This window comes from Cryobacterium sp. N21, assembly GCF_002929575.1.
Classification (GTDB): Bacteria; Actinomycetota; Actinomycetes; order Actinomycetales; family Microbacteriaceae; genus Cryobacterium; species Cryobacterium flavum.
This window is the reverse complement of sequence record NZ_PJJQ01000033.1, coordinates 58560-84453: the sequence shown is the minus strand read 5'-3', so window position 1 is coordinate 84453 and position 25894 is coordinate 58560. Positions and strand designations below refer to the sequence as shown.

The 25894-nt window shown below is 64.8% G+C and carries 27 protein-coding genes; 8 read left to right on the top strand and 19 right to left on the bottom strand.

From position 1 onward, the window contains the following. Positions 1-22 precede the first annotated feature (22 nt). Entirely contained in the window at positions 23-577 is a 555-nt protein-coding gene (locus CXY77_RS10725; protein WP_104130051.1) for a MarR family winged helix-turn-helix transcriptional regulator, read from the top strand. Here CXY77_RS10725 and CXY77_RS10720 read toward each other — a convergent pair. Further along, on the bottom strand, positions 521-994 hold the full coding sequence (locus CXY77_RS10720) for a DUF1990 family protein (RefSeq protein ID WP_104130050.1): 474 nt from the start codon (positions 992-994) through the stop codon (positions 521-523). The genes CXY77_RS10725 and CXY77_RS10720 overlap by 57 nt on opposite strands. 121 nt (positions 995-1115) lie before the next feature. On the opposite strand from CXY77_RS10720, the gene CXY77_RS10715 reads away from it, so the two are divergent. Beyond that, the gene (locus CXY77_RS10715) at positions 1116-2375 is read left to right on the top strand and encodes an MFS transporter (RefSeq protein ID WP_104130049.1); all 1260 of its coding nucleotides are present in this window, start codon (positions 1116-1118) and stop codon (positions 2373-2375) included. A 43-nt stretch (positions 2376-2418) separates the two neighbouring features. On the opposite strand, the gene CXY77_RS10710 is transcribed toward CXY77_RS10715, so the two are convergent. The 6 genes from CXY77_RS10710 to CXY77_RS10685 form a co-directional block, all read right to left on the bottom strand. Then, positions 2419-3003: a GNAT family N-acetyltransferase gene (locus tag CXY77_RS10710; protein WP_104089519.1), complete on the bottom strand. Its 585-nt coding sequence runs from the start codon at positions 3001-3003 to the stop codon at positions 2419-2421. A gap of 233 nt (positions 3004-3236) precedes the next feature. Then, the gene (gene guaA, locus CXY77_RS10705) at positions 3237-4784 is read right to left on the bottom strand and encodes a glutamine-hydrolyzing GMP synthase (protein ID WP_233197372.1); all 1548 of its coding nucleotides are present in this window, start codon (positions 4782-4784) and stop codon (positions 3237-3239) included. A gap of 83 nt (positions 4785-4867) precedes the next feature. Then, a complete protein-coding gene (locus tag CXY77_RS10700; RefSeq protein WP_104130047.1) occupies positions 4868-5302 on the bottom strand; it encodes a DUF3817 domain-containing protein in 435 nt (144 codons plus the stop codon). 9 nt (positions 5303-5311) lie between these two features. Continuing rightward, positions 5312-6091 (bottom strand): SURF1 family protein, encoded by a 780-nt coding sequence (locus tag CXY77_RS10695; protein ID WP_092339360.1) that lies wholly within the window; start codon positions 6089-6091, stop codon positions 5312-5314. A gap of 5 nt (positions 6092-6096) precedes the next feature. Continuing rightward, positions 6097-7563, bottom strand: a complete 1467-nt coding sequence (locus CXY77_RS10690; RefSeq protein ID WP_092339362.1) for a cation:proton antiporter — start codon at positions 7561-7563, stop codon at positions 6097-6099. 3 nt (positions 7564-7566) lie between these two features. Then, a complete protein-coding gene (locus tag CXY77_RS10685; RefSeq protein ID WP_233193339.1) occupies positions 7567-8100 on the bottom strand; it encodes a cation:proton antiporter regulatory subunit in 534 nt (177 codons plus the stop codon). Positions 8101-8234: 134 nt separating this feature from the next. On the opposite strand from CXY77_RS10685, the gene CXY77_RS19925 reads away from it, so the two are divergent. Further along, positions 8235-8618 carry a chlorite dismutase family protein gene (locus tag CXY77_RS19925; protein ID WP_233197344.1) on the top strand — a complete coding sequence of 128 codons (384 nt, stop codon included), beginning with the start codon at positions 8235-8237 and terminating at the stop codon, positions 8616-8618. Positions 8619-8666: 48 nt separating this feature from the next. Here the strand turns inward: CXY77_RS19925 and CXY77_RS10675 are convergent, their stop codons facing one another. The 3 genes from CXY77_RS10675 to guaB all read right to left on the bottom strand — a co-directional run bounded on the left by CXY77_RS10675 (position 8667) and on the right by guaB (position 13177). Continuing rightward, positions 8667-10397, bottom strand: coding sequence for a glycerol-3-phosphate dehydrogenase/oxidase (locus tag CXY77_RS10675; RefSeq protein ID WP_104089516.1), 1731 nt, complete (start codon positions 10395-10397; stop codon positions 8667-8669). 100 nt (positions 10398-10497) lie between these two features. Beyond that, positions 10498-11616, bottom strand: coding sequence for a GuaB3 family IMP dehydrogenase-related protein (locus tag CXY77_RS10670; protein ID WP_104130046.1), 1119 nt, complete (start codon positions 11614-11616; stop codon positions 10498-10500). Positions 11617-11674: 58 nt separating this feature from the next. Further along, a complete protein-coding gene (guaB, locus tag CXY77_RS10665) occupies positions 11675-13177 on the bottom strand; it encodes an IMP dehydrogenase (RefSeq protein WP_092339368.1) in 1503 nt (500 codons plus the stop codon). Between the two features lie 275 nt (positions 13178-13452). On the opposite strand from guaB, the gene CXY77_RS10660 reads away from it, so the two are divergent. From CXY77_RS10660 to CXY77_RS10645, 4 genes are read left to right on the top strand one after another with little or no spacing between them, the layout of a single operon-like run. Then, positions 13453-14718, top strand: coding sequence for a branched-chain amino acid ABC transporter permease (locus CXY77_RS10660; RefSeq protein ID WP_092339370.1), 1266 nt, complete (start codon positions 13453-13455; stop codon positions 14716-14718). 9 nt (positions 14719-14727) lie between these two features. Then, positions 14728-15708: a branched-chain amino acid ABC transporter permease gene (locus CXY77_RS10655; protein ID WP_104089515.1), complete on the top strand. Its 981-nt coding sequence runs from the start codon at positions 14728-14730 to the stop codon at positions 15706-15708. Between the two features lie 37 nt (positions 15709-15745). After that, the gene (locus CXY77_RS10650) at positions 15746-16648 is read left to right on the top strand and encodes an ABC transporter ATP-binding protein (protein ID WP_233197371.1); all 903 of its coding nucleotides are present in this window, start codon (positions 15746-15748) and stop codon (positions 16646-16648) included. Beyond that, on the top strand, positions 16635-17402 hold the full coding sequence (locus tag CXY77_RS10645; RefSeq protein ID WP_199181915.1) for an ABC transporter ATP-binding protein: 768 nt from the start codon (positions 16635-16637) through the stop codon (positions 17400-17402). The genes CXY77_RS10650 and CXY77_RS10645 overlap by 14 nt, the downstream gene beginning before the upstream one ends. A 181-nt stretch (positions 17403-17583) precedes the next feature. Here CXY77_RS10645 and CXY77_RS10640 read toward each other — a convergent pair whose 3' ends face one another. From CXY77_RS10640 to groES, 4 genes are all read right to left on the bottom strand, one after another. Further along, entirely contained in the window at positions 17584-18882 is a 1299-nt protein-coding gene (locus CXY77_RS10640) for an ABC transporter substrate-binding protein (protein ID WP_092339376.1), read from the bottom strand. A gap of 127 nt (positions 18883-19009) precedes the next feature. Then, positions 19010-19717 carry an ABC transporter substrate-binding protein gene (locus CXY77_RS10635; protein ID WP_140425512.1) on the bottom strand — a complete coding sequence of 236 codons (708 nt, stop codon included), beginning with the start codon at positions 19715-19717 and terminating at the stop codon, positions 19010-19012. Between the two features lie 98 nt (positions 19718-19815). After that, a complete protein-coding gene (rarD, locus tag CXY77_RS10630) occupies positions 19816-20766 on the bottom strand; it encodes an EamA family transporter RarD (RefSeq protein ID WP_092339380.1) in 951 nt (316 codons plus the stop codon). Positions 20767-20863: 97 nt separating this feature from the next. Continuing rightward, positions 20864-21160 (bottom strand): co-chaperone GroES, encoded by a 297-nt coding sequence (groES, locus tag CXY77_RS10625; RefSeq protein ID WP_092339382.1) that lies wholly within the window; start codon positions 21158-21160, stop codon positions 20864-20866. A 125-nt stretch (positions 21161-21285) separates the two neighbouring features. Here groES and CXY77_RS10620 point away from each other — a divergent pair, with 125 nt between their 5' ends. After that, positions 21286-22491 carry a class I SAM-dependent methyltransferase gene (locus CXY77_RS10620; RefSeq protein ID WP_104089510.1) on the top strand — a complete coding sequence of 402 codons (1206 nt, stop codon included), beginning with the start codon at positions 21286-21288 and terminating at the stop codon, positions 22489-22491. A 4-nt stretch (positions 22492-22495) separates the two neighbouring features. Here the strand turns inward: CXY77_RS10620 and CXY77_RS10615 are convergent, their stop codons facing one another. The 5 genes from CXY77_RS10615 to tsaB all read right to left on the bottom strand — a co-directional run bounded on the left by CXY77_RS10615 (position 22496) and on the right by tsaB (position 25808). Next, a complete protein-coding gene (locus CXY77_RS10615) occupies positions 22496-22897 on the bottom strand; it encodes a hypothetical protein (RefSeq protein WP_140425511.1) in 402 nt (133 codons plus the stop codon). 93 nt (positions 22898-22990) lie between these two features. Continuing rightward, entirely contained in the window at positions 22991-23494 is a 504-nt protein-coding gene (locus CXY77_RS10610; RefSeq protein ID WP_092339388.1) for a DUF4190 domain-containing protein, read from the bottom strand. Positions 23495-23578: 84 nt separating this feature from the next. Beyond that, entirely contained in the window at positions 23579-24685 is a 1107-nt protein-coding gene (gene tsaD / locus CXY77_RS10605) for a tRNA (adenosine(37)-N6)-threonylcarbamoyltransferase complex transferase subunit TsaD (protein ID WP_104089509.1), read from the bottom strand. Further along, the gene (gene rimI, locus CXY77_RS10600; RefSeq protein WP_104089507.1) at positions 24685-25176 is read right to left on the bottom strand and encodes a ribosomal protein S18-alanine N-acetyltransferase; all 492 of its coding nucleotides are present in this window, start codon (positions 25174-25176) and stop codon (positions 24685-24687) included. The genes tsaD and rimI overlap by 1 nt, the downstream gene beginning before the upstream one ends. After that, positions 25173-25808, bottom strand: a complete 636-nt coding sequence (gene tsaB, locus CXY77_RS10595) for a tRNA (adenosine(37)-N6)-threonylcarbamoyltransferase complex dimerization subunit type 1 TsaB (RefSeq protein ID WP_092339394.1) — start codon at positions 25806-25808, stop codon at positions 25173-25175. The genes rimI and tsaB overlap by 4 nt, the downstream gene beginning before the upstream one ends. Between the last annotated feature and the right edge of the window lie 86 nt (positions 25809-25894).

Here is a 25894-nt window from a genome sequence, read left to right as displayed (position 1 = left end):
TAGCAATTGATAGTGTGGAACCATGACAGACCAGGTCGATCGAATCCTCGAGCAGTGGAGCACCGAGAAGCCCGACCTGGATGTCTCCCCGATGGCCGTCATCGGCCGCTTGAGTCGCACCGCTCTGGCCGTCGAGTCCCGCCTGGCCGCGACCTTTGCGCGGTACGGCCTGGACGCATCCTCTTTCGACGTGCTCGCGACGCTGCTGCGGAGCGGTGCGCCCTACCGGATCTCCCCGGCGGCACTGGCCCGCGATGCGATGATCTCGACGAGCGCGGTGGCCCAGCGCCTGAACAAACTTCAGACGCGAGGTTTGGTCAGCCGAGAGGCGAACCCCGACGATGGCCGCGGTACCCTGGTCGCGCTGACGGATGCCGGTAAGCGGCTCATCGACGCCGCCCTGGCCCCGCACGTCGAGACCGAGCGAACCATCACCCAGATTCTTTCTGACGACGAACAATCGCTTCTGGTGGGGCTGCTGCAGAGGATCAACGCTGCGGCAACCCACGGACTGAACGAATCAGCGCAGCGAACGCAGGTAGCGCCGGCGAACGATGAGTTGAGCGACCCGAAGTAGTGGGTAGAGGGCGCGCCACGGCTGCTGCGGGGCCGCCCGCGTCAGCGATCGCACCGTGAGATGCACTTCGTTGCCGTGGCGGTGCACGATGAACGCCTCCTCGCCACTGACCGGATGCCCGGGCAGCGTTCGATAGGCGAACCCGACCCGGTTCGGCTCGTCGACGACAGAAACGACCTCCACCGGTTCGACGACGGTCAGCGCGATCAGGCGTGCCGTGACGATTACCCGGTCGCCGGGCGACACCGGCGCCGCCGAATCCACGGCAAACCCGCTCGCCGTCTTCACCCGCCAGCGCAGCACATCCCCGGCGGCGCGCTCCCACACCGCGTCACCGCTGCCCACGACCGCTGACACTTCCGAGCGCCGGAATTTCGGATCGCTCGCCGGCCAGTCGTGAAGTTCAGGGCTGGTCATGATTCTCCTTCGCGCCGAGCCTTAGGGTGTGGGTCATCTGCCCAGTCAATCGCAACGGTGACGGTTTCAGTCCGGGGTTCGCCCGCAGCGCACCGCGTGAATCCCTGCGTAGACTCGGGTTATGTCGCTCGGTCGCCCATTTCGAGCGCTGTGGGCATCGAGTGCCTCCTCGAATCTCGCTGACGGAGTCGCGTTCATCTCGATGCCGCTTCTCGCGGTGTCGCTCACCGACGATCCGCGGTTGGTCGCGGGTCTGGCCACGACGTACGCCCTGGTGCGGCTCCTGGTCGCGCTGCCCATCGGGGTATGGGTCGATCGAGTCGATCGGCGCACGCTGCTGATTGGCGCGAACCTCATCCGTGGGTTGGCGGTGCTCGCCCTGGCTGTCTCCGTGCAGTTGGACCTCGCAACGTTACCGCTGCTCTACGCGGCGTTTGCGGTCGTCGGAACGCTGGAGAGCGCGGCGGACAACGCATCCGTTTCGCTGTTGCCCGGGGTCGTACCGGTCACGCAGCTGGATCGCGCCAATGGTCGCATTTCAGCCGCGCAGCTGATCGCCGATGAGTTCGCCGGACCGCCGCTGGGTGGACTGCTGTTTGCCGCCCTGGCCGCCGCTCCCCTGTATCTCATGGGCGGGCTGTGGGCTGCGGCCGGGATTCTCGCCCTGGCGCTGCCGATCCGGCGGCTCGGTGGGTCGAGCCCCGACCTCACCCTGCGCCAGCCCATTTTTCGCGAGGCGATCGAGGGTGCGCGATGGCTCGCGGGCAACCGCGCGGTTGGCGGGCTGGCGCTGATCGGCGCGCTTGCCAGTGTGGGCTACATGCTCCCCTTCTCGATCCTCGTGCTGTTCGCCGGGCAACGCCTCGCCCTCGATGCCCTCGGTTACGGGGTGATCCTGGCCGTTTCAGCGCTCGGCGGATTGGTCGGTTCGTTCTCGACAGCACGAGTCGTTGGCACGATGGGCTACCGGCGCACGATTATTGCGAGCCTCGTCACGGGGGCGGCAGCACTGTTCGCGCTGTCGATCGCCACCAACGGAGTTGTTGCCGCTGTGTTTCTCGCGGTCTACATCCTGCACGCCGTGGTCTGGGGAATCTGCGCCACCTCCCTCCGGCAACGACTCGTGCCCGACGCCCTGCGCGGACGGGTGAACGCGGCGTCCCGCGTGCTCAGCCTGCTCGGGCTGGCGCTCGGTTCGGCGCTCGGCGGCCTGCTGGCTGTGGTTGGCCTTGCACTGCCGATCGCCGTCGGTGGCGGAGTCTTCGTGTGTTGTGCGGTGCTGGCTGTCATCGTGCTTCCCCGCGATCCTGCCCCTGATCATCCAATGCCAGTCAGGCCCGGTGACAACACCCCCCGGATCATCAATGACTGGGGGCAATAACCATGCCGGGCCTAACAGGCCAACACCCTTCAGAAGCAAAGCTTCAAGGGCTACCTACAAGGTAACGGGGGCTTGGCGCCCGCAATCGCAAGAGATATTGGCGGCAGACGTACACACGGGAGTAGCGCTGACGAAGCTCATCCTCGAGTTCGAAGCGCGCGTGCATGAAGGCGTGCACGGGTGTGGACAGTCCAGCGGGAGACTCAAATCCGTCGTCCCCGCTCGCTGACTCCTTGTAGACGTGCAGGTAGCGATAGTTCTCCGCGAATCCTGCCGAGGTGTACCAGTCGTTTGCACTCGCGGTTTCTCGCGTCCAGGCATCGAGCGACGTGACTCGCTCCGGCAGCCGCTGTACGGCATGCCGTAGGAGCTTTGAGGCGATTCCGTGGCGTTGAGCATCCGGATGCACGGCTATTGAGTCGATCGTCGCGGTGTCGCCGTCGATCTCGACGTCGATCAGTCCAACGACGACGTCGCCCCTGCAGGCAACTAATTCCACACGAGCACTCGCAAATGTTGTCTTGCAAATTTTGACCTCGTCATAGTAATCGGTGTCAAAAAAACTCAGCAAGCGGCAGGTGAGCCAGCTTCGTTCGTCGGAAGTACGGTAGTCCCGTATCTGTAGCATCGTGTCCCTGATCGTTGAAAAATTCGGTGCTCAATCGCGCGGAATGCACGAGAGCGCGGAACAATCAGGAGCGGAACATGATTCGACTGTACTGCGCGCCGCTCTGCCAAGGCAACCGCATCGCGGTGGAAGGAGTATGAGCGCACCCGTTTCGGGCGCGACCACGAGCGGATGCCGGCGCCGGGCACACAAAAAGGGCCGACTCTCGCGAGCCGACCCTTTTTACTGCGCGATCACTCCCACTCGATGGTTCCCGGCGGCTTGCTCGTCACATCGAGCACGACGCGGTTCACGCCGTCGACCTCGTTGGTGATGCGGTTCGAAATCTTGGCGAGCAGGTCGTAGGGCAGGCGAGTCCAGTCGGCGGTCATGGCATCCTCTGAAGACACCGGGCGCAACACGATCGGGTGACCGTAGGTGCGGCCGTCGCCCTGCACGCCCACCGAGCGCACATCGGCCAGCAGCACGACCGGGCACTGCCAGATCTCGCGGTCGAGGCCGGCGGCGGTCAGTTCGAAGCGAACGATCGCATCCGCTTGACGCAGCAGGTCGAGGCGTTCCTGGGTGATCGAGCCGACGATGCGAATTCCCAGGCCGGGGCCGGGAAACGGCTGGCGCTGCACAATTTCGGCCGGCAGTCCAAGCTCGGCGCCGATCGCGCGCACTTCGTCTTTGAACAGGGTGCGCAGCGGTTCGACCAGTTCGAACTTGAGGTCGTCGGGCAGGCCGCCCACGTTGTGGTGGCTCTTGATGTTGGCGGTGCCACTGCCGCCGCCGGATTCGACGACGTCGGGGTAGAGCGTGCCCTGCACGAGGAAGCGGATCGGGTCGCCGTCGATTTCCTTGGCTTCTTCGATAAGTTCGGCCTGGGCCTGCTCGAAGGTGCGAATGAACTCGCGGCCGATGATCTTGCGCTTGGTCTCAGGGTCGCTCACACCTTCGAGGGCCACGAGGAACTGCTCACGCACGTCCACGGTGACCAGGCGGATGCCCGTGGCCTTGACGTAGTCTTCCTCAACCTGGCGGCGCTCGTCCTGGCGCAGCAGGCCGTGGTCGACGAACACGCAGACCAGCTGGTCGCCGATCGCCTTGTGCACGAGGGCGGCGGCGACGGCGGAGTCGACTCCGCCGGACAGGCCGCAGATGACCTTGCCGGTGCCGACCTGGGCGCGAATCTTCGCGACCTGCTCGGCGATGACGTTGCCGCTGTTCCAGTCGGGGTTGATGCCGGCGGCGCGGTGCAGAAAGTTCTCGAGCACGTGCTGCCCGTTTTCGGAGTGCTTGACCTCGGGGTGCCACTGCACGCCGTAGAGGCGCCTGGCGTCGTTGGCGAACGCGGCGACAGGGGTCGAGACCGACGAGGCGAGCACGGTGAAGCCCGCCGGCGCCGTGGCAACCGAGTCGCCGTGGCTCATCCACACGGTCTGGTTGCCCGGCTGGTTTGCCAGCAGCACGTTGTCGCCGTTGCTCACGGTGACCGGGGTCGAGCCGTATTCGCGGGCGCCGGTGTGGGCGACGGTGCCGCCGAGAGCGGTCGCCATCACCTGGAAGCCGTAGCAGATGCCGAGCACGGGCACGCCGAGCTCGAAGATCGCGGCGTCGAAGGCGGGCGCACCATCGGCGTAGACGCTTGACGGGCCCCCGCTCAGAACGATTCCGCGCGGGTTCTTGGCGAGAACTTCGGCGGCGGTGATCGTGTGCGGCACGATTTCCGAATAAACGGATGCCTCCCGCACGCGCCGCGCGATCAGCTGCGCGTACTGCGCACCGAAATCGACCACGAGAACGGGGCGATCGAGGCCTGAGTCGGCGACCGCAGCTGAATCGGCGCGTGAGGCATCCGCTGATGCTGTGTCGACGACACTCACGAACGCACCTCGGCGGCCTTTTTCGCTTCGAGCTGCTCGAGGGAACGTTTGACGCGGCGGGTCATGGGGCCTTCCAGGAAGAACGAGAGCGTGGGGATGATGCCGCCGAGCGCAATCAGCACGAAGAGCGGGAACGGCCAGCGCATGAGACTCCACAGCCGGAAGTCGGCGAACAGGTAGAGCACGTAGAACCAGCCGTGCACGATCAGGATGATCGTGCTCAGGTTGATTGCGGCGACCATGTCGCGCGGCACGAAGGCGAGAAAGCCATCGGCGCCGTTCATTTCGAGTTCGTAACCGAGAATGAACTTGGCATAGACCTCGGCGCAGAGCAGCAGCAGAAAGACACCGGTGATGATGGACGACACCTGGTAGAGCCGAAGCGCACCGGGGATTCGGGAAATATCGGCGGGCTTGGGATCAAGTGGCATGGGGTAATTCTATGCGCCAGCGCTGGGAGTGCTTGCAGAGACCAATTCGAGCTCGGCCTCTTCCTGCTCGCGCTCCAGCGCGTCGCGCACCAGACGATACCAGAGGAACACGGCGAATCCGGCGAAGACGACCCACTCGATGGCATAGAAGATGTTCAGCCAGTTGAGCGACTGATCAACTTCGGGCACCGGGGAGTCGATTTTGTCGAGTCCGCCCGGGGCTTCGGCGGCGACGATATACGCGGAATACACGGACTCGTCGGTGAAATCAGCCCACAAATTGATCAAAGCGGATGGCGCCACCTTGGTCAGTTCCATTGAGTCACCCTGCGGGTCGGGCAGCTCGGGTGCCTCGCCGGTGAGGAAGCGCCCGGTCAGGGTAACCGGGGTGTTTTCCGGTTCCGTTTGCAGCGCATCGATGACAGCCTGGGCGCTGACCTTATCGGGGGCCCAGCCGCGCGCGACGGCGATACTGGCGGCAGCATCCGTTTGAAAATGGCTGACCACCCAGAACCCTTCGACGCCGCCGTTGAAGCGTGTCGAGATGAGCGTGTCGTCACCGGGCACCCAGGTGCCTTCGGTGCTGACCATTTGGCCGGTCGCGATCTGCGTCACTCCCCCGTCGGGCTGCGCCACCTCGGCGAGAGGCTTGACCTGTTCGGTGCTGCGCTCCACCACCACGCCGGATTCGATGGCGCGCTCGAGCTGCCAGTGCCCGAGCAGGGCGAACGCCGCGGCAACGCCGAGGGCAAGCAGCAGTGCAGCGACCCAGCGGGGGCGCACCATCATTCTGATCACGAATAGTCACCTGTGTGAGTTTCTCGCCCGGGTTTGCGTGCCGGCCGGTCGGCCGCGTCGTCGGGTTCTGGGGAATGCTGACCGAGCGCGAAATCAGCCATGGAATCTACATCTGAATGCGAGCGTTTCGCTCTGGCAACCGTATCTTCCGCCGGTTGGGAATTAGCCGAGTCGCGTTTGGCCGTACGGCGGGTGAACTCGTCGGCATCGGCCGCCTGGGCGGCGGTCGCCGCCTCGACCAGCGCGATCTCTTCGTCGAGCATGGGGTTGCGCGGTGCGCGCGGCGCAACAGATGCCGGCACCCGACGACGCAGCGCCGATCCGATCTTCTCGGAATTCGCCGCGAACAGCGGGCCGAGTATGGCCATCGATAACACGTAGAGCCCGGCGAACGGTTGCAGCCGCGGATCCAGCCCGGCCGACACCGACAGCGTTGCCAAAATGAGCGTGAACTCGCCGCGGTTGACAAAGATCGCGGCGGTGTTCAGTGCTTCGCGTGGCCCCATCTTGTGCAGCCAGGCCAGCAGTGCCCCAGACAGCAGACTGAGTACGAAGGTCATCACGATGGCGATCAGCACGACTCCGATCACCGACCCGAACTGGGCTACGTCGAGGGCGAGTCCGAAGTTGAGAAAGAAGAATGCCGCGAAGATGTCGCGGAGGGGCACGGCGACGCGTTCGATTCTGGCGCGATAGCTGCTCGCGCCGAGCACGACGCCGATCAGGAACGCGCCGATCGCATCCGTCACGCCGATGATCTCGCCGATGCCGGCGAACAGCACCACGAGCCCGAAGAACAAAATGGTGAACAGTTCGTCGTCTTTGGTGCGCATCAGGCGCGAGACGACGCGGCCGCCCCAGCGGGCGAGCGAGAACATGGCCACCAGAAACAGGAACGCGATGGAGAGCTGCAGCACGATCGGCCAGATCTCGGTTTCACCGCTCAGCACGACCGAGACGATGGAGAGGTAGATGGCGATGAAGATGTCGCCGACGACCGTCACGCCGAGGATCATCGGGGTCTCTTTGTTAGCCAGGCGGCGCAGTTCGATGAGCAGTTTGGTAATGATGGCGCTCGAGGAGGTTCCGGTCATGCCGGCAATGACGAGGGCTTCGCGGGGGCCCCAGCCCACGAGCAGGCCGAAGATGAAGCCGGCGCCCATGTTGATGAGCACCCAGGATCCGCCGGAGATGATCAGAGTCTTGGCGTTGCCGAAGAATTCTTCCTGGTCGAATTCGAGGCCGAGGCTGAAGAGCAGCAGGATCAGGCCGAACACGGCGATGAGTTCAATGTCGCCGGACTGAAAGTCGAGGGGGAAGAAGTCGGTGTTCGGGCTCGCGAGAACGCCCACGATCATATAGATCGGGATGGTGGGGAGCCCGATCATTTTGCCCAGGCGGCCAAGAACGTAGGCGACGACGAGCAGGATGCCGAGAACGAGGAGGTCTTCGCCCAGGTGCATCGGTTATCCCCCGGGTGGAGCGTCGACGGTTTTCGCCTTCACTTCACCGGTGCGGAAGAACGCGAAGGCCTTGACGACCTTTTCCGGCGAGCCAGCGACGACGAGGGTGTCGCCGGGAAAGACCTTGAAGTCGGCGGCCGGTGCCGGGTTGGCGGATTCTCCGCGCACGACGGCCACCACGGTGAGTCCGGCGATACCGCGATCGGCCGGGTTGCCAAGCGCCTGGCCGGCGATGTGGTCTTCGTAGTCGACGGTGAACCAGTCGATGCTGAGGCCGGGAATCTGGTCGAGGGCGCTGAGCGACTCGGTGATCTGGGTGCCGCCGAGCAGCTCGGCGAGGGTGTGCGCCTCGTCTTCGTTGAGCCGAAGCGAGACCTTGCTCGCGTCGGGGCCGCCCTCGTCGTCAGCAAAGGTAATGAGGTCGCTGTGGCCGGAACGGTGGGCGATGACGCCGACCTTGCCACCGTCATCCGTTATGAAGGTGTGCAGCACACCCACGCCGGGAAGTTTGACCCGCCGAACATCAACCATTGTCATGACTCCTGAGGTTTAGGGGCAGTGCGCTCATTCTACCGGAGCTGCTTTTTTCCGCCGCGCGCGGGTTCGTGCCGACGACATGCGTCGCGCGCCCGGTTTCGCCGACTGAAGCGACGAGTTCTCCCGACTGGGTTTTGCGCGGCGCCGTCAGCAATCAGCGCTACACGACCGCCGCAGAACTGACGCGACTGAACGCGCAGTCCCCGGCGCTGGGCCGACCGGACGCCACCGTGGCCTCGCTCATTCCGATCACGAAATCGAACGCGTGGTGGGAACTGGCCCAGGACGAACGACGAGCCATCTTTGAGGAGACGAGTCATCATATCCGCCGCGCCATGGACTATCTGCCGGCCGTGGCCAGGAAGCTGCATCACTGTCGCGACCTGGGCGGACCGTTTGATTTTCTGACCTGGTTCGAGTTCGCCCCATCAACGCGGCCGCATTCGACGATCTACTGGCTGAGCTGCGGGGGACGACGGAATGGACCTTTGTCGAGCGCGAGGTCGAGGTGCGCGTGACCCGAGGACCCCGGTAGCGCACCCGGTCGGCGGCGCCTGCGGCGCGCGCTAGTTCGTGACCACGATGTCGGGGGCCTCGAGGCGCACCCGGTCGGCGGATTCGTCGTTCGGCTCCTCCTGCGAGGCCCGCTCGGCGGCGACCCGGGTGAGATAGAAGCCGACCTCCCGGTCGATGCGCCCCTGGTCCCAGCCGAGCACGTCAGCCATGAGAGCTGCGGCGACCGGCGCGGCCGACACCCCGCGGTCCCAGGCCTCGATCGAGATGCGGGTGCGGCGCGCCAGCACGTCCTCGAGGTGCAGGGCACCCTCGTGCGACGCCGCGTAGACGACCTCGGCACCGATGTAGTCATCGGCGCCGGGCAGCGGCTCGGCGAGCGCCGGGTTCGCCTTGATCAGGTCGAGCAACTCGTCGGTGAGGGTGCCGTACCGGTTGAGCAGGTGTTCGACCCGCACGGTGTGCAGTCCGAACGCCCTGGCGATCTTGCCGCGCTTGTTCCAGGCGGCCTGATAACCCTCGGCGCCCAGCAAGGGGATGTCCTGGGTCGCCGACGCGGGAATGCGACCGTCGAGAGCCGACGCCGCGGCATCCACTGCGTCCTTGGCCATGATGCGGTAGGTGGTCCACTTGCCGCCGGCGATGACGACGAGGCCGGGAACGGAGTGCCCGACGAGGTGCTCACGGGACAGCTTGGAGGTCTGGTCGCTCTCGCCGGCCAGCAGCGGACGCAGCCCGGCGTAGACGCCCTCAACGTCTTCGCGGGTGAGCGGAACGCTCAGCACCTCGTTGATGTGCTCGAGAATGTAGTCGATATCCGCCGCCGTAGCAGCGGGGTGCGCCTTGTCGAGGTGCCAATCGGTGTCGGTCGTTCCGATGAGCCAGTGCCGGCCCCACGGGATGACGAAAAGTACGCTCTTCTCGGTGCGCAGCAGCAGTCCCATGGCGCTCTGGAACCGGTCGCGCGGCACGACGAGGTGCACGCCCTTCGAGGCCCGCACCTTGAAGGTGCCGCGTTCGCCGACCATGCGCTGGGTGTCGTCGGTCCAGACGCCGGTCGCGTTCACGACCTGCTTGGCCCGCACGTCGAAGTGTTCGTCGGTCTGCAGGTCGTGGGCGCGCACGCCGACGACGCGCTCCCCCACCTTGATGAAGCCCTCGACCCGCACCCGGCTGGCCGCGTGGGCTCCGTAGAACGAGGCGGTGCGCACGAGCGAAGACACGTAGCGGGCGTCATCGACCTGGGCGTCGTAGTACGTGATGCCGCCGACCAGGGCGTCATTGGCGAGGCTCGGAATGAGCTTCTGCACCTGGCTCTTGGACAGGTGGCGGTGGTGCGGCACTCCGGGCGGACGACCGCCGGTGTAGGAGAAGATGTCGTAGAGCAGCATGCCGGCCCCGATGTAGAAACGTTCGGTGAAGCGTTTCTTGAGCGGGTACAGAAACCGCACCGGCTTCACGAGGTGTGGTGCGATGCGCTGCAGCAGCAGCCCTCGTTCGGTGAGCGCTTCGCGAACGAGACGAAAGTCGAGCTGCTCCAGATAGCGAATACCGCCGTGCACGAGCTTCGAAGACCGGCTCGACGTGCCCGACGCCCAGTCCCGGGCTTCCAGAATGCCCACGCTCAAACCACGCGTGACGGCATCAAGGGCTGCGCCGGCACCGACGATGCCGCCGCCGACAACGAGAATGTCGAGTTCCTTGTCTTTGAGCTTGGCGAGAGCGGCGATCCGCTCCTCAGGCCCCATTTTTGTGGATCGGGTGACCGAATTGTGGGACGTCATTGCTACTCCTGTTCAGACTCAATGTTCAAGACGAGAGGTCAGGGCGTGCTGCGACAACAGTATTGAGGGTTATTTACGAAAAGTTCCGCTATCTTCGACGCTAGTTCACTCGGTACGGCGCGACAACCACTTCAACCCGTTGAAATTCTTTGAGATCGGAGTAGCCGGTGGTCGCCATCGACCGACGCAGCGCGCCGATGAGGTTGGCGGTGCCGTCGGCCACCGGTGCCGGGCCGTAGAGAATCTCCTCGAGCGGGGCCACTGTGCCCACCTGCACGCGCTTGCCGCGCGGCAGTTGCGGGTGGTGAGCCTCGGCGCCCCAGTGGAATCCGCCGCAGGGAGCATCCGTTGCCCGGGCCAGTGCGGTGCCGAGCATGACAGCGTCGGCGCCACAGGCGACGGCCTTGACGATGTCGCCCGAGGTCCCGAGGCCGCCGTCGGCGATGACGTGCACGTAGCGCCCGCCGGACTCGTCCATGTAGTCGCGACGCGCGCCGGCGACATCCGCTACCGCGGTCGCCATCGGGGCGTGGATACCGAGGGTCGTGCGGGTGGTCGACGCGGCTCCCCCACCGAAACCGACCAGAACACCCGCGGCGCCGGTGCGCATGAGGTGCAGGGCAGCCGTGTAGGTGGCCGCGCCGCCGACGATGACGGGAACGTCGAGTTCGTAGATGAACTTCTTGAGGTTGAGCGGTTCCTGGTTCTGCGACACGTGCTCGGCCGACACTGTCGTGCCGCGAATCACGAACAGGTCAACACCGGCGGCGACGACGGTTTCGTAGAGTTCCTGGGTGCGCTGGGGCGAAAGGGCACCGGCCACGGTGACGCCGCCCGTCCGAATCTCAGCGAGACGTGCGGTGACGAGCTCGGGCTGGATCGGAGCGGAGTACATCTCCTGCATGCGCGCGGTCGCCTTATCGGCGGGCAGGCTGCGAATTTCGGCGAGTAGCGGCTCCGGGTTTTCGTGCCGGGTCCACAGGCCTTCGAGGTCGAGCACGCCGACGCCGCCGAGCTGGCCCATCATGATAGCTGTGGTCGGCGAGACGACGGAGTCCATCGGGGCGGCGAGCACGGGAATGGCGAACTGGTAGGCGTCGATGGTCCAGCCGACCGACACGTCCTCCGGGTCGCGGGTGCGCCGGCTCGGCACCACCGCGATGTCGTCGAAGGCATATACGCGGCGAGCGCGCTTGGAACGGCCAATCTCGATTTCCATGGTTCCAGTTTAGAGGGAACCCCCGACATCCTCTTTTCAAGCGGATGCCGGACCCTCCCTACCGACGGTAGTTCGGGGCCTCGACCACGATTTGCACGTCGTGCGGATGCGACTCCTTGAGCCCGGCGGGCGTAATGCGCACGAACTTGCCCTTTTGTTTGAGCTCGGCGATGGTGCGGGCGCCCACATAGAACATGGACTGACGCAGGCCACCGACGAGCTGATAGGCCACAGCGGCGAGGGGACCGCGGAACGGAACTTGGCCCTCGATACCCTCTGGGATGAGCTTCTCGTCACTGGGAACGTCGTTCTGAAAGTAGCGGTCCTTCGAGTACGACGTCTTGGTGCCGCGGGTCTGCAGAGCGCCGAGCGAACCCATGCCGCGATACGTTTTGAACTGTTTGCCGTTGACGAACACGAGTTCGCCTGGACTTTCGGTGCAACCCGCGAGCAGGGAGCCGAGCATGACGGTGTCGGCACCGGCCACGAGGGCCTTGGCGATGTCACCGGAATACTGCAGTCCGCCATCGGCGATGACCGGAATGCCGGTTTCGCGAGCGGCGAGGGACGCCTGGTAGACCGCGGTGATCTGGGGAACTCCCACACCGGCCACGATGCGCGTGGTGCAGATGGAGCCGGGGCCCACGCCCACCTTGATGGCGTCGGCGCCCGCGTCGATGAGAGCCTGGGCGCCGGAGCGGGTGGCCACGTTTCCACCGATCACGTCGACGTCGGCGAAGGCCTTATCGGCCTTCAGCCGACGAATGATGTCGAGCACCCCGGCGCTGTCGCCATTGGCGGTGTCGACCACGAGCACGTCAACGCCCGATTCGAGCAGGGCGGTCGCGCGCTGCCAGGCGTCGCCGAAGAAGCCGATGGCCGCGCCGACGCGCAGGCGTCCGGCGTCGTCCTTGGTGGCGAGGGGATATTCCTCGCTCTTGTCGAAGTCCTTCACGGTGATCAGGCCGGTGAGCTTGCCGTTGGCGTCGATCAGCGGGAGCTTCTCAATCTTGTGCTTGGCGAAGATGGCGAGGGCGTCTTCGGGCGCCATGCCGACCTTGCCGGTGATCAGCGGCGAGGTCGTCATGACCTCGCGCACCCGGGTGAGGGCCTTCTTGGCGTACGGCACGAAGCGCATGTCACGGTTGGTGATGATGCCCACCAGAATGCCGTCACCGTCGATGACGGGCAGCCCGCTGACGCGGAACTGGCCGCACAGGGCGTCGACTTCGGCCACGGTGGCGTCGGGCGAGGTGGTGACCGGATTGGTGATCATCCCAGATTCGCTGCGCTTGACCAGGTCGACCTGCTCGGCCTGGTCGCCGATCGAGAGGTTGCGGTGCAGAATGCCGAGGCCCCCCTCGCGGGCCATGGCGATCGCCATGCGCGTCTCTGTGACGGTGTCCATGGCGCTGGAGAGCAGCGGCAGCGACACGTCGATTCGCCGGGTCAGGCGGGATTTGGTGACCGCCTCGCTCGGAATGACATCGGTGTGCCCCGGCAGGAGCAGCACGTCGTCGTAGGTGAGCCCGGTGAATCCGAACGGATCTGGCTGATCCATGAAACCCCTTACCTGTAGCTGAAAAACAGAAAATTAACCGGAAAGTCACGAAAATTAACCGGTCCTCCAATGTTAAGCGTGTTTGGGTTCATCACATTCCGCACACCATTGTCAACACGGTGCGGTGTTTCGAAACTTATAGGACATAATCGGCAAATACTCTCAACAGAGAAGTTGGCAGTAGTCACCCGGCGCCCGCCCGGTTACCCGTCGGTCGGCACCAACATGGAGGTCCCGTGCACCCCACACATACGGCTCAAAGATACATACCCAGGATGCTCGCCATCCTGTTTGTGACGCTGCTAGCAGCCTTCACCATGGCCACATTCTCGGCAGGCAGCGCGCAGGCCGATGCGGTCGGTACGGAATACAACTTCACTATCTCCGGCAACGTGCAGTTCAACGGCAAGGCCCTCGACAAGGTGGCCATCGCCGTTGACGGCAACGGCTACCAGGCCAATACCGTGACGGACGCCGAGGGTAAGTGGGCCATCGGAGTTCCCGAAAAGGGAACCTACAAGGTAACTCTCGATGAGGGAACCCTGCCCAAGGGCGTTATCGTCGCCAAGGGTGGCAATGTCATCGACGCGGAGTTCGGACTCACCGACCGCCGCTCGGTGAACTTTTTCCTCGGTGAGGGCACCCGCAACACTGTCAGCTTCTTCGACCAGTTCGTCAACCGGTTTGTCAACGGCCTCAACTTTGGCCTACTGCTGGCCCTCGCGGCGATCGGAGTGTCGCTGATCTTCGGAACCACCGGGCTGAGCAACTTCGCCCACGCGGAGATGATCACGTTTGGCGCGTTGATGACCTTGGTCTTCTCGGTGCAGTTGGGCCTGCCGATCTGGCTCGCCATTCTGATTGCCATTCTGCTCAGCGGCGCTCTCGGGTTCGGCCTCGATGCGGTGATCTGGAAACCGTTGCGCCGCAAGGGCGTGGCGGTAATTCCGCTCATGATCGTGAGCATCGGGCTCTCCCTCGCACTGCGCTATCTCTACCAGTACTTCTTCGGCGGCAGCACCAGCCAGCTGCCGGGTGCCGGCATGGCCGACCTCAAGTTCGGCGCGATCTCACTCTCCCCGATCGACCTCGCCAGCATGAGTATCAGCATCGTCGTGCTGCTGGCCGTGGCCTACTTTCTGCTGCGAACCCGCATCGGCAAGGCCACCCGCGCCGTCTCCGACAACCCCAGCTTGGCGTCGGCGAGCGGCATCGACGTCGACCATGTCATCCGCATCGTCTGGGTGGTCGGGGCCGCACTCGCCGGACTTAGCGGCGTTCTCTGGGCCTACTTCCGCCCCGGCGTCAGCTGGGACATGGGCTTTCAGATGTTGTTGCTGGTCTTTGCCGCTGTGACCCTCGGCGGTCTCGGCACGGCGTTCGGAGCCCTCGTCGGCTCCCTCATCGTCGGCCTCTTCGTTGAACTGTCAACGCTGTGGCTCCCGTCCGACCTGAAAGTGGTCGGCGCCCTTGTTGTTTTGATCTTGGTGCTGCTGTTTCGACCGCAAGGCATTTTGGGTCGCAAAGAGAGAATTGGTTAGGGGTTCACGATGGACTGGGGAGCAATCTTCAATAACGCCGCCGTCGAGCTGATCAGCCCGACCACGGCCGCCTACGCACTCGCCGCCCTCGGGCTCGCCGTGCACTTCGGCTACACCGGCCTGCTGAACTTCGGACAGGCCGGGTTCATGGCCCTCGGAGCCTACGGCTACGCCATCTCCATTTTGACCTTCGGGTTTCCCGTCTGGGGAGCCTTTCTGGTCGGCGTGGGGGCATCCGTGCTGTTTGCCTTGATTTTGGGTATTCCCACGCTTCGGCTGCGCGCCGACTACCTCGCCATCGTCACGATCGCTGCCGCCGAGATTGTGCGGCTGTTGTTCACGACGAACACTTTCGCCTCCGTCACCGGATCGGCCAACGGCCTGAGTGGGTACAAGAACGAGTTCGCGGCGCTCAACCCGCTAGCTGATGGCAGCTATGGGTTCGGGCCGTTCGAGAACAACGCCTACGACACCTGGCTGCGCATCGTGGCCTGGTCGATCGTGATTATCGCGGCCCTGCTGGTCTGGCAGATCATGCGCAGCCCCTGGGGCCGCGTCATCAAGGGCATTCGCGAAGACGAAGACGCCGTGCGTGCCCTCGGCAAGAACGTCTATGCCTACAAAATGCAGTCGCTCATTCTCGGTGGTGTGTTCGGTACCATCGCGGGAATGATTTTCGCGCTGCCGCGAGCGGTCGTGCCGTCGAATTATCAGACGACTCTGACGTTCTTCATCTACGCGATTCTGCTGCTCGGCGGGGCCGCCACGGTGCTCGGCCCGATCATCGGTTCAATGATCTTCTGGGTGCTGCTGTCGTTCTTCTCGGGTTTCATGGCTCGGGCCGTCGAAGCAGGCTGGTTGCCGTTCATGACGTCCATTCAGGCCGGCCAGCTGCGCTTCGTACTGGTGGGAGTGGCGATCATGTTAATAGTCATCTTCAGACCGCAAGGTATCTTCGGCAATAAGAAGGAGTTGGCTTTTGTCCGATAACGCTGTTCCGGCCGCTCCCCTCGAGCCGCCCGTTCCCATCACAAAGCCGGTCAAAGCGACCGGCCTGCACATCGGAGAGCCCGCGCCCGGCTGTGCGAAGGTCGACCCGATTCTGGTCGTCGACAACGTGCGGCGCACCTTCGGGGGGCTCACCGCGGTCGACGTCGATCACGTCGAGGTTCCGCGCGGCGCGATCACAGCACTGATCGGCCCGAACGGCGCCGGTAAGACGACCCTGTTCAACCTGTTGACCGGTTTCGACAAGCCCGACGACGGAAAATGGACCTTCAACGGTCGCTCCCTCGCTGGTGTTCCGGCGTACCGAGTGGCCCGCATGGGCCAGATTCGAACCTTCCAGTTGACCAAGGCGCTCGGTCTGCTCACCGTTATGGACAATATGCTGCTCGGTGCCAAGGGCCAGACCGGCGAGAACATATTCCGCGCATTGATGCCGTTTCTCTGGCGCAATGAAGAGGAGGAGAACCGCGCCAAAGCACTCGATCTGCTCACCCGGTTCAAGCTCGATACCAAGAAAGACGACTACGCGGCGAGCCTCTCCGGCGGGCAGCGCAAGCTGCTCGAAATGGCCAGAGCGCTCATGAGCGATCCGACCCTGGTAATGCTCGACGAACCCATGGCCGGGGTCAACCCGGCACTGACCCAGTCGCTGCTCGACCACATTCTCAACCTCAAGGCGCAGGGCATGTCCGTTCTCTTTGTGGAGCACGACATGCACATGGTGCGCCACATCGCCGACTGGGTGATCGTAATGGCCGAGGGCAAGGTGGTCGCCGAGGGCGACCCGCACGAGGTCATGAAGAACCCGGCCGTGATCGACGCATATCTCGGTCAGCACCATGACGAAGACATTGGGGAAGACCCCGATGCCGAGATCGTGCACGTTTCAGCCATTAAGGAGTTGCTCGATGACGAACGCTAATCCGCAAATCGTGCCGGCACCGACCGAAACCCGGGACGCCGTCGTCGAGGTCAAGAGCGTCACCGCCGGCTACGTCACCGGAGTGAGTATTCTCAATGCCTGCTCCCTCACCGCCTACGACGGCGAGCTGATCGGCATTATCGGCCCGAACGGCGCAGGCAAGTCGACGCTACTCAAAGCCATATTCGGCTTGGTGAAAGTGCGCGACGGCGAGATCCTCCTGCGCGGCAACAACATCACCAATCTCAAGGCCAACAAGCTCGTCGCCCAGGGCGTCGGCTTCGTGCCGCAGAACAACAACGTCTTTCCGACCTTGACCATTCGCGAGAACCTCGAGATGGGCATCTTTCAGAAGCCCAAGGGTCTGATCGAGCGGCTCGAGTTCGTCACCGAGATCTTCCCGGAGCTCAGTAAACGGATGTCGCAGCGCGCCGGTTCGCTGTCGGGCGGCGAACGACAGATGGTCGCCATGAGCCGCGCGCTCATGATGGGTCCACACGTGCTGCTGCTCGACGAGCCGAGCGCCGGCCTCTCCCCCGTGCGCCAGGACGAAGCCTTCCTCCGCGTGAAGGAGATCAATAAGGCCGGCGTGACCACGATCATGGTGGAGCAGAACGCTCGTCGCTGCCTGCAGATCTGCGACCGCGGCTACGTGCTCGATCAGGGTCGCGATGCCTACACCGGCACCGGACGTGAGCTTTTGAACGACCCCAAGGTGATCGGCCTGTACCTGGGTACCCTCGGGCAGGATTAGCGCTCTCACCCCCTGCACGAGCCTCCAGCGGCGTCCGAGATCACCTCGGGCGCCGCTTCTGTATGTATGCCGGCAAACGGATGCCACGGCTCGCGCTTCAGGATCGGCTCACGTGTACGCAGAAGGGCCCCGGCCGAAGCCGGGGCCCTTCAGATCGCTCAGTAGAGCGGGAGCGGTGGAGCTAGTTGATGCGCTTGTACATGTTGTCGGCACCGAACTGGTAAATGCCGATGGTCGCGCCGGTCGGGTCGCCGTTCTCATCGAACGTGATCGGACCAGAGAAGCCGTCATAGTTGACCTGCTTGCCGGCCTTCAGATCCGCAGCAGCGGACTTGAAATCGGTGGCCTTGGTGCCGTCGCCGGTGCCGCCGGAGACCTGACGCAGGTAGCTCGCGATCGAGGTACCCGAAACGTCGTTGCCCGCATAGGCGGCCAAGGCGATCAGGACGACGGCGTCATAAGACTCGGCTGCGTAGCTGTAGTCGGTCAGCGTCGGGTCGACCGTCAGCAGGCGGTCGGTGAAGTCGCCGAGCGATGCCGTGTCGAGGCCTGGCAGCGTGCCCTTGGCGCCCTCGACGAGACCGGGAGCGAAGGTTGTGCTGTAGTCGGAAAGGTTGCCGTCAACGAAGTACAACTGCTTTCCCGGGAAACCGGTGGCCACGAGGTCCGGAACGATGACCTTGGCCTGGTCGAACGTGATCAGAGCGATCGCGTCGGGGGCCGCAGCGGTGACTTCGGCGATCTGCGCGGAGAACGACGGGTCGCCCTCGTTGAACAGTGCGGTTGCGACGACCTTGCCGCCAGACTTGGTGAACGCGTCGCCAACGTACTTGGCGAGTCCGGTCCCGTAGGCGTCGTTGAGCACGATCAGGCCGAGGGTGGCGTTGCCGTCGTCAGCGATCTGGGTGCCGAGTACTTCACCCTGGAGCACGTCGGAGGGTGCGGTACGCCAATACAGACCCTGGTCGGCATAGGTCGTGAACGCGTCAGAGGTGTTGGCCGGGGAAAACTGCACAACGCCAGCACCGGTGATCTGGTCGATCACGGTCTTGGAGACGCCAGATGAGGCCGCTCCGACGATGGCTGTCACGTTCTGCGAGAGCAGGTCGGTGACCGAAGTTGTCGCGGTGTCGGTCGTCGTGTCGCCAGAGTCGCGATAAATCGCTTCAACCTTGATACCGAGACCGGCCGCGTTGACGTCCTGCACGGCGAGCTTCACTCCGGCTTCTTCGGGCGGGCCGAGGAAGGCCAGTCCACCACTCTGCGGAAGAATAGTGCCGATCTTCAGGGACAGGTCGCGCGCTCCGGAAGCGACCGGCTTGAAGTCGGATGCCGCTGTGGTTGTGGCCGCGTCGGTGGGTGTGGTCGCAGCGCCATTGCTGCAGCCGGTGAGCAAAAGGGCGCTCACGCCGATGAGGGCGACACCGGTAACGAGGGTACGAACTGAGCGGGAAGCCGAGGCCTTCGCGAAAACGCTCATGTTGCTCCTTGATTTATAAAGAGGGGTAAGACTGGTCAGCCGGTTGACTGCCGTGGTGTCAGAGTAGGCAATCAAGGGCCCAGAAACATACCCCCTGATGAGAGAACTTTGTAATGCGACCAAATCGTTACGAACGACGGCCGGTAATCCCCTGATAATCAATGTTCTGTTTCTCCGTCATGGCGAAGACGCACTCTGCCCAGGAAGCGCACACGGCGCTTCCTGAAATCACCTGGGGCCAGCCAGCCTCGAGCGAGGAACCGCCGTCGTCGCCGGTGATGACGGCGGCCAGGGCGGCCGTCATCACTCCGTCGTAGGCCTCTGCACCGCCAGCGGTGGCCGTCAGCGTCGGATCGGCGGTCTTGAGTCGCGCGGTGAACTCGTCCGTGGCGGCGAGCGGAGTTCCACCATTGGCAAAGTCGATCAGGGGAACGATGGCCGCGCTGCCAATCAGTCCATCAGCATCCGCTGGCAATGCCGTCGTCGCGTCCCACAGCACCAGATCGACGCCGCGCGTCGCGAGGTCGGCGTAGGCGGCGGCGAGGTCGCCGGCCACGTTGCGGTGGATGAGCTGCACGGGCTGGGTGGGCGTTGTCTGGTCGGCGAGAATGTCACGCACGGCGAGTTCGGTGCCGGCTACCTGAGCGGCACCGCTCGCGGCATTATCGCCGGTCATGGGAAACAGCGTGCCGATGAGAAGCGTGCCGTCGCCGGTGGGCGCCGTGCTGGCGACGAGTGTTGGGGTCATGCTCGGCTTGGCGGCCGACGCACCGGTGCAGCCGGTCAGAGCCAGGGCAAGCAGCAAGACGGCGGCGATCATGGGGCGAACGGGCATGTGGATCCTCTGGTGCTGGGCTGAGCTGGTGCTGTTTGGTCTGGGCTGGCGCGTGCTGTTGGTTCAGCGTATCGGCTGGCCGGGCCGGGCCGGGCCAGCTAGGCGGGTTCGAGGGTACTGCGGCGGGGAGTGCGGCCGGAGGCCACCATGTCGACCGTCAAAATGATCAGGGCAACCCAGACCAGCCCGAAACCGAGCCAGCGTTCGAGGGGCATCGCCTCGTTCAGGATGAACACGCCCACCAGAAACTGCAGCACCGGGGCCACGAACTGAATGAGCCCGAGCACGGTCAACGGCAGGCGCCGCGCGGCGGCAGCGAACAGCAGCAGTGGTACCGCGGTGATGATGCCGGCCGCGAGCAGGCCAGCTGTATGCCAGGGCGACACCGTGCCGAAGGTGAGCCCGGAAATGCCGGAGACCACGACCAGTTGGATGACGGCGACCGGTGCGAGCCAGGCGGTCTCCAAGGTGAGGCCGGTGACGGCATCGACGCTCGGGCCCACGCGCTTCTTGATCAGACCGTAGAGTCCGAAGGAGAAAGCGAGGATGAGCGAGATCCACGGCAGTGAGCCGTACCCGACGGCGAGCACGACCACGGCGAGAAAGCTGATGGTGATGGCCACCCACTGCAAGCGGCGCAGGTGTTCCCGCAGCACGAAGACGCCGAGCAGCACGGTGACGATCGGGTTGATGAAGTAGCCGAGGGCCGCTTCGACCACGTGACCGGTGGTCGCGGCAATCACGTAGGTCTGCCAGTTGATGAAGATGAAGACCCCGGCCAGGCCCATGGTCAATACCAGGCGCCGCTGCCTGAGGGCCCGCCCGAGAACCGTCCAGGTGCGGGTCACCGTGATGATCAGTACGCAGAAGACCAGGGAGAACAGCACCCGCCAGGCCACGATCTCAAAGGCACCCGACGGTGCGAGCAGCAGAAAGTAGAGCGGCAGCACACCCCAGAGGGCGTAGGAGAGGCCGCCGAAGATGAGTCCGGAGCGATGCGTGCCGGCGGCGGTACCGGTCGTCGCGACTGGGCTTACGGCATCCGACATGAGGGTCCTTGACTCGGCAGAGGTGAAGAAAGCAGAAAACTCCCGGATAGCGAGGCTATCCGGGAGTTTTCAGTCTAGAACGACCGACTGCTTGGTGTTAGCGTACGACCACGGCGAGCACGTCGCGAGCGGAGAGAACCAGAAGGTCATCGCCACCGAACTTGACCTCGGTTCCGCCGTACTTGGAGTAAATCACCTTGTCGCCGACGGCGATGTCGAGGGGGATGCGGTTGCCGTTGTCGTCAATGCGGCCGGGGCCGACTGCAACAACTTCGCCCTCCTGGGGCTTTTCCTTCGCGGTGTCAGGAATGACCAGACCTGATGCGGTGGTCTGCTCGGCATCGACCTGCTTGATGACGATGCGATCCTCGAGCGGCTTGATGGAGACCGACACGGTTGACCTCTTTCTAAGATTTGGGTTAGCAGACTCACAGCGAGAGTGCCAAGTGAAGTTTAGGGGGGTTCTGGCACTCACGCAACGTGAGTGCCAGATGGGGGTCATTTTGGTAGCGTTGCAGCATGGATCGAACCGAACTCGTTGAGCTGCTTTCCCCCGCGAGTTTGCGGCTGCTGGACTCCCTGCCGCCTTACGACACCCACGGCGACGTGCTGAAGCTCGTGAGCGATCTGCGCAAGGCCGGGCACGCGCCCGGACTCGTGTCGGCCGTGCTCAGCCAATCGCGGCTGCGGGCAAAAGCCGTCCTCAAGTTCGGTGAATTCGCCGAGCGGATGCTCTTCACAGAGGCCGGCCTGGAACAGGCCACCCGGCTGCGTGTCGCCGCCCTGCACGCGGGCCGTTTCAATGGTCTCGGCGCTGCGCTCGGCCGCACGCCGCGGGTCGCCGACCTCGGCTGCGGTATCGGCGGCGACGCCATGGCCCTCGCCGCGCTGGATCTGTCGGTCGTGGCCGTTGATGCCGACGAGGTCACGGCGACCGTAGCAAGCTTCAACCTCGCGCCGTTTCCGAACGCCTCGGCGCTGCAGGCCGATGCCGAGACGGTCGACCTCGAAGATTTCGACGCGGTCTGGCTCGATCCTGCCCGCCGCACGAGCGGGCACAGCAACACGACGCGACTGACCCGCTCCGAGGATTACTCCCCCTCGCTTGACTTCGCCTATCTGCTCGCGACGAAGCTGCCGCTCGGTATGAAGCTCGGGCCCGGCCACGACCGCGACCAGATTCCGGTCGACGCCGAAGCACAGTGGGTGTCGGTGGACGGCCAGCTGGTGGAGATGGGGCTGTGGTTCGGCGCTCTCGCCCGCCCCGGCATCCGTCGGTCAGCCCTGCTCCTGACAGCAGACGGCAGGCACGAACTGACTGCATCGGACGACAGTGCAGACGTCGATGCTAGCAGCCTCGGAAACTACCTCTACGAGCCGGACGGCGCGGTGATTCGGGCACGCCTGATTGGCGATCTGGCCCGCTCGCTGGATGCCCGCATGCTGAGTGAGGGCATCGCCTACCTGACCAATGACACGCTCACGCCGACGCCGTTCGCGAGCGCTTTTCGGGTGCTCGAAACGCTCCCCTTCGATGAGAAGAAGCTGCGGCTGGCGCTGCTGGAACGGCGTATCGGCACCCTCGAGATCAAGAAGCGTGGCGTAGACGTGGATCCGGCGACACTGCGCACCCGGCTGAAGCTCAAGGGGCCTGAAGCCGCAACGTTGATTCTGACCAGGGCGGCCGGGCATCGCGTGGCGCTGCTCGTGGAGCGCGTGCGGTAGCGGATTACAGCAGCGGCAGCACGATCTGGCTGATGTAGACGATCCAGCCGGCCGCCAGCAGAACCCCGACGAGACCGCTCACGAGGCCACTCCGCCAGAGCGTGCGCGCCCGATTCTCGGTGGTGCGCGCGATCAGCGCGAGAGTGATCGCAATGAGAGCGATCGGCAGACCAAACACCCCGACCACGCCGAGTGCGAGACCGAGAAGGCCACAGACGACGGAGGAGACCGCGAGCCGACGGCGGCCGGTGATGCGCTGCACCTCGGCCTCGGTGTAGCTGTACGGCACGAACTCGGTAGGAGCGGTGACCGTCGAGGCCCAGTCCAACTGGCTGCCGGGTGGCCCGGGAGGGCGCGTATATTGCAGCTGCGCCGAAGCCTCGTCGTGCGGATGGGGTGTAGTCATGGCTGTCCTCTGGCCGCGCATACGGTCAGCTTGTGGGGGTGGCCCCTGTCGATCGAAACGTGCCGCGTGGCCCCGAAGGGGCCACCTGCGTGGCTAGTAGTTGTAGCTCGTGCCGGTGGAGGCCGCCGCGAGTAGCAAAATGATCGTGAAAGCGGCGAAGATAGCACCGCCGAGAAGGCCGACGTAGCCGAGGATGGTTCCCCAGAGGGCGAGCCCGTGTCCCTTTTCGCCGGTCTTCTTGATCTGGCTCAGGGCGATGTGGCCGGTGATGATGCCGACCACCGAGATGAGAAGGATCGAGGTGACGAGCGAGATGATCGAGAGAACGTTGTACTTGTCCTGCGGGTTCTGCTGGCCGTAGGGGTTCTGGCCGTAGGCCGGCTGCTGGCCATACGCGGCGGGCTGCCCGTAGGCGGGAGCCTGGCCAGATCCGGAAGCGGCCGGAGCGCCGGGTGCCGGGTAGCTCGGAGCGGCCGGGTAGGCCGGCGGCAGGCTGGAGTCGGCCGGAGTCGAACCCGTCGGGTCGCTGCTCGCCGGGCCGCTGCTGGTCGGTTCGCTGCTGGTCGGATCGACGGGGGGCTGGGTGGGATCAGACATCTGCGGTCTCCTTCGTGCGGAATGTTCGGGGTCGCAGAGCCAGAATATCCCGTGTGCCCGCGCGTGGGCGAATTCTGTGGCAGATCAGACCTGAATCTGGCCGACCGGCAGGGTGGAATCGGCGCCGAATTGCAGCGTTGAGGGCTCATGCCCGGCCGTGATGAGCTGCGCACCGAGGGCTGCGATCATGGCACCGTTGTCGGTGCACAGGGAGAGGGGCGGGATGCGCAGAACGATGCCGGCAGCATCCGTTCTCTGGGTGGCGACCTCGCGCAGACGCTTGTTGGCGATGACACCGCCGCCGAGCAGCAGCCGCGGTACGCCGTAGTCGGCGCAGGCGGCGAGGGCCTTGGTGAGCAGAATATCGACGACCGCCTCCCGAAAACTGGCCGCGACATCGCCGATCGGCACGGGTTCGCCAGCGTCCTGGCGCTGTTCGACGAAGCGAGCGACCGAGGTTTTCAGGCCGGAGAAGGAGAAGTCGTAACGGTGCACGGCCATGTCCTTGGGCTGGCTGAGTCCGCGTGGAAACCGAATGGCCTTCGGGTTGCCGCCGAGCGCGACCCGGTCGATCTGCGGTCCACCGGGGTAGGGCAGGGAGAGTAGGCGCGCCACCTTGTCGAAGGCCTCGCCGGCGGCATCGTCGATGGTCTCGCCGAGCAACTCGACGTCGCTGACCAGGTCGCGCACGAGCAGCAGCGAGGTGTGGCCCCCGGAGACCAGCAGGGCGATCGTCGGGTACTCGAGCGGAGCGGTGTCGCCGGTGTTGGTGTCGCCGGTTTTGGTGTCGCCGTGCCGAAGCTCTCCCTGAAGCAGGTCGGCTCCGACGTGGCCGACCAGGTGGTTGACCGCGTAGATCGGTTTGTCGAGCGCCACGGCAAGCGCCTTGGCGGCCCCGACGCCGACCATGAGCGCGCCGGAGAGTCCGGGCCCACAGGTGACCGCGATGGCGTCCAGATCACTCAAGCGGATGCCCGCCTCGGCAACGGCCGCGTTGATGGCCGGCACGAGCTCGTCAAGGTGCGCCCTGGCCGCGATCTCGGGCACGACACCGCCGTAACGGGCATGTTCGTCCATTGAGCTCGCAATGGTGTTGGAGAGCAAGGTGGTTCCGCGCACGATGCCGATGCCGGTTTCGTCGCAGGACGTTTCAATGCCGAGCACGAGCGGATCAGCGCGGTTTATGGTCATCACGAGGTCTCCACAAGCATAGATTCCAATTCTGGAATATCGAGACGCATGACGATGGCATCTACGTTGTCCGGCTGGTAGTAGCCGCGGCGCACGCCAACCTCGATGAATCCGAGGCGTTCGTACAGGCGCTGGGCACCGGGATTATCGGCCCGCACCTCGAGAAAGATCAGCCGGGCGCCGCGCTTCCGGGCCTCATTGATGAGCGCCTGCATGAGTGTGCGGCCCAGGCCGCGTCCGCGTGCGGATTCGGCGACCGCGATGGTCTGAATGTCGCCCTCGACGGCTCCCCGCGGGGCGAGCAGGCCGGCGTAGCCCTCGACCGCGCTTGGTTCGTCGGGCGGAAACGCCACGAGGTAGAAGCAGGCGGGGTCGCCGAGGTCGCGCGCCATCATGGTCGGCGACCAGGCGTCATGGACGAAAGTGGTCGTCTCGAGGTGCATGATGGCTTCAAGATCGGCCTCGTGCGCGCGGCGCAGCTGCCAGGTCATCGGCTGACTCGCTTCGGACCGTTTGAGAGGGTGACGTCGGGCGAGCGCAGGTAGAGCGGCTCATTGGCCGCGAACGGGCGTCCGTGGGCGTAGCTCAACTCAGCGACCAGACCGAGTTCACCGGCCGACACTGTGGCGGCGTCCAGGCGCGGCCACCCGGCGTGCAGCCAGCCCTCGTCGTCGAGGTCGGCCGGTTTGGCAAGGCCGGGCTGGCCGACGCGCACGGGCAGACCAACGGCATCCGCTTGGGAATAGGCGCTCCAGTAGATTTCACGGCGGCGAGCGTCGGTGACGACGACGAGCGGGCCGGAGTGGCCGCGGCGGTAGTGGCCGTAGGCGATGGCGTCGTGGCTGATCACCGGTACGAGCGGAGTGCCAGCCCCGAGGGCGAAGACGCGGGCCGAGGCGATACCGACTCGCAGGCCGGTGAACGGGCCTGGACCCATGCCGCCGACGACGCCGGAGAGGTCAGCCGGGGCGACATGCGCTTCCTGCAGGCATTCCAGAATGAACGGGCCGACGATTTCGGCGTGACGCATCGTGTCGGCTTCACCGCGTTCCGCGATGACTCCGCGGGCAAGGTCGACGACGGCGACGCTCGTGCCGGCGGAGGTGTCGATGGCAAGTAGCACCCGTTCAGCCTAGCTTTCATAGGCCAGCGCTTCGCGCGGCTGGCTTTCATAGGCCAGCGCTTCGCGCGGCTGGCTTTCATGGGGCC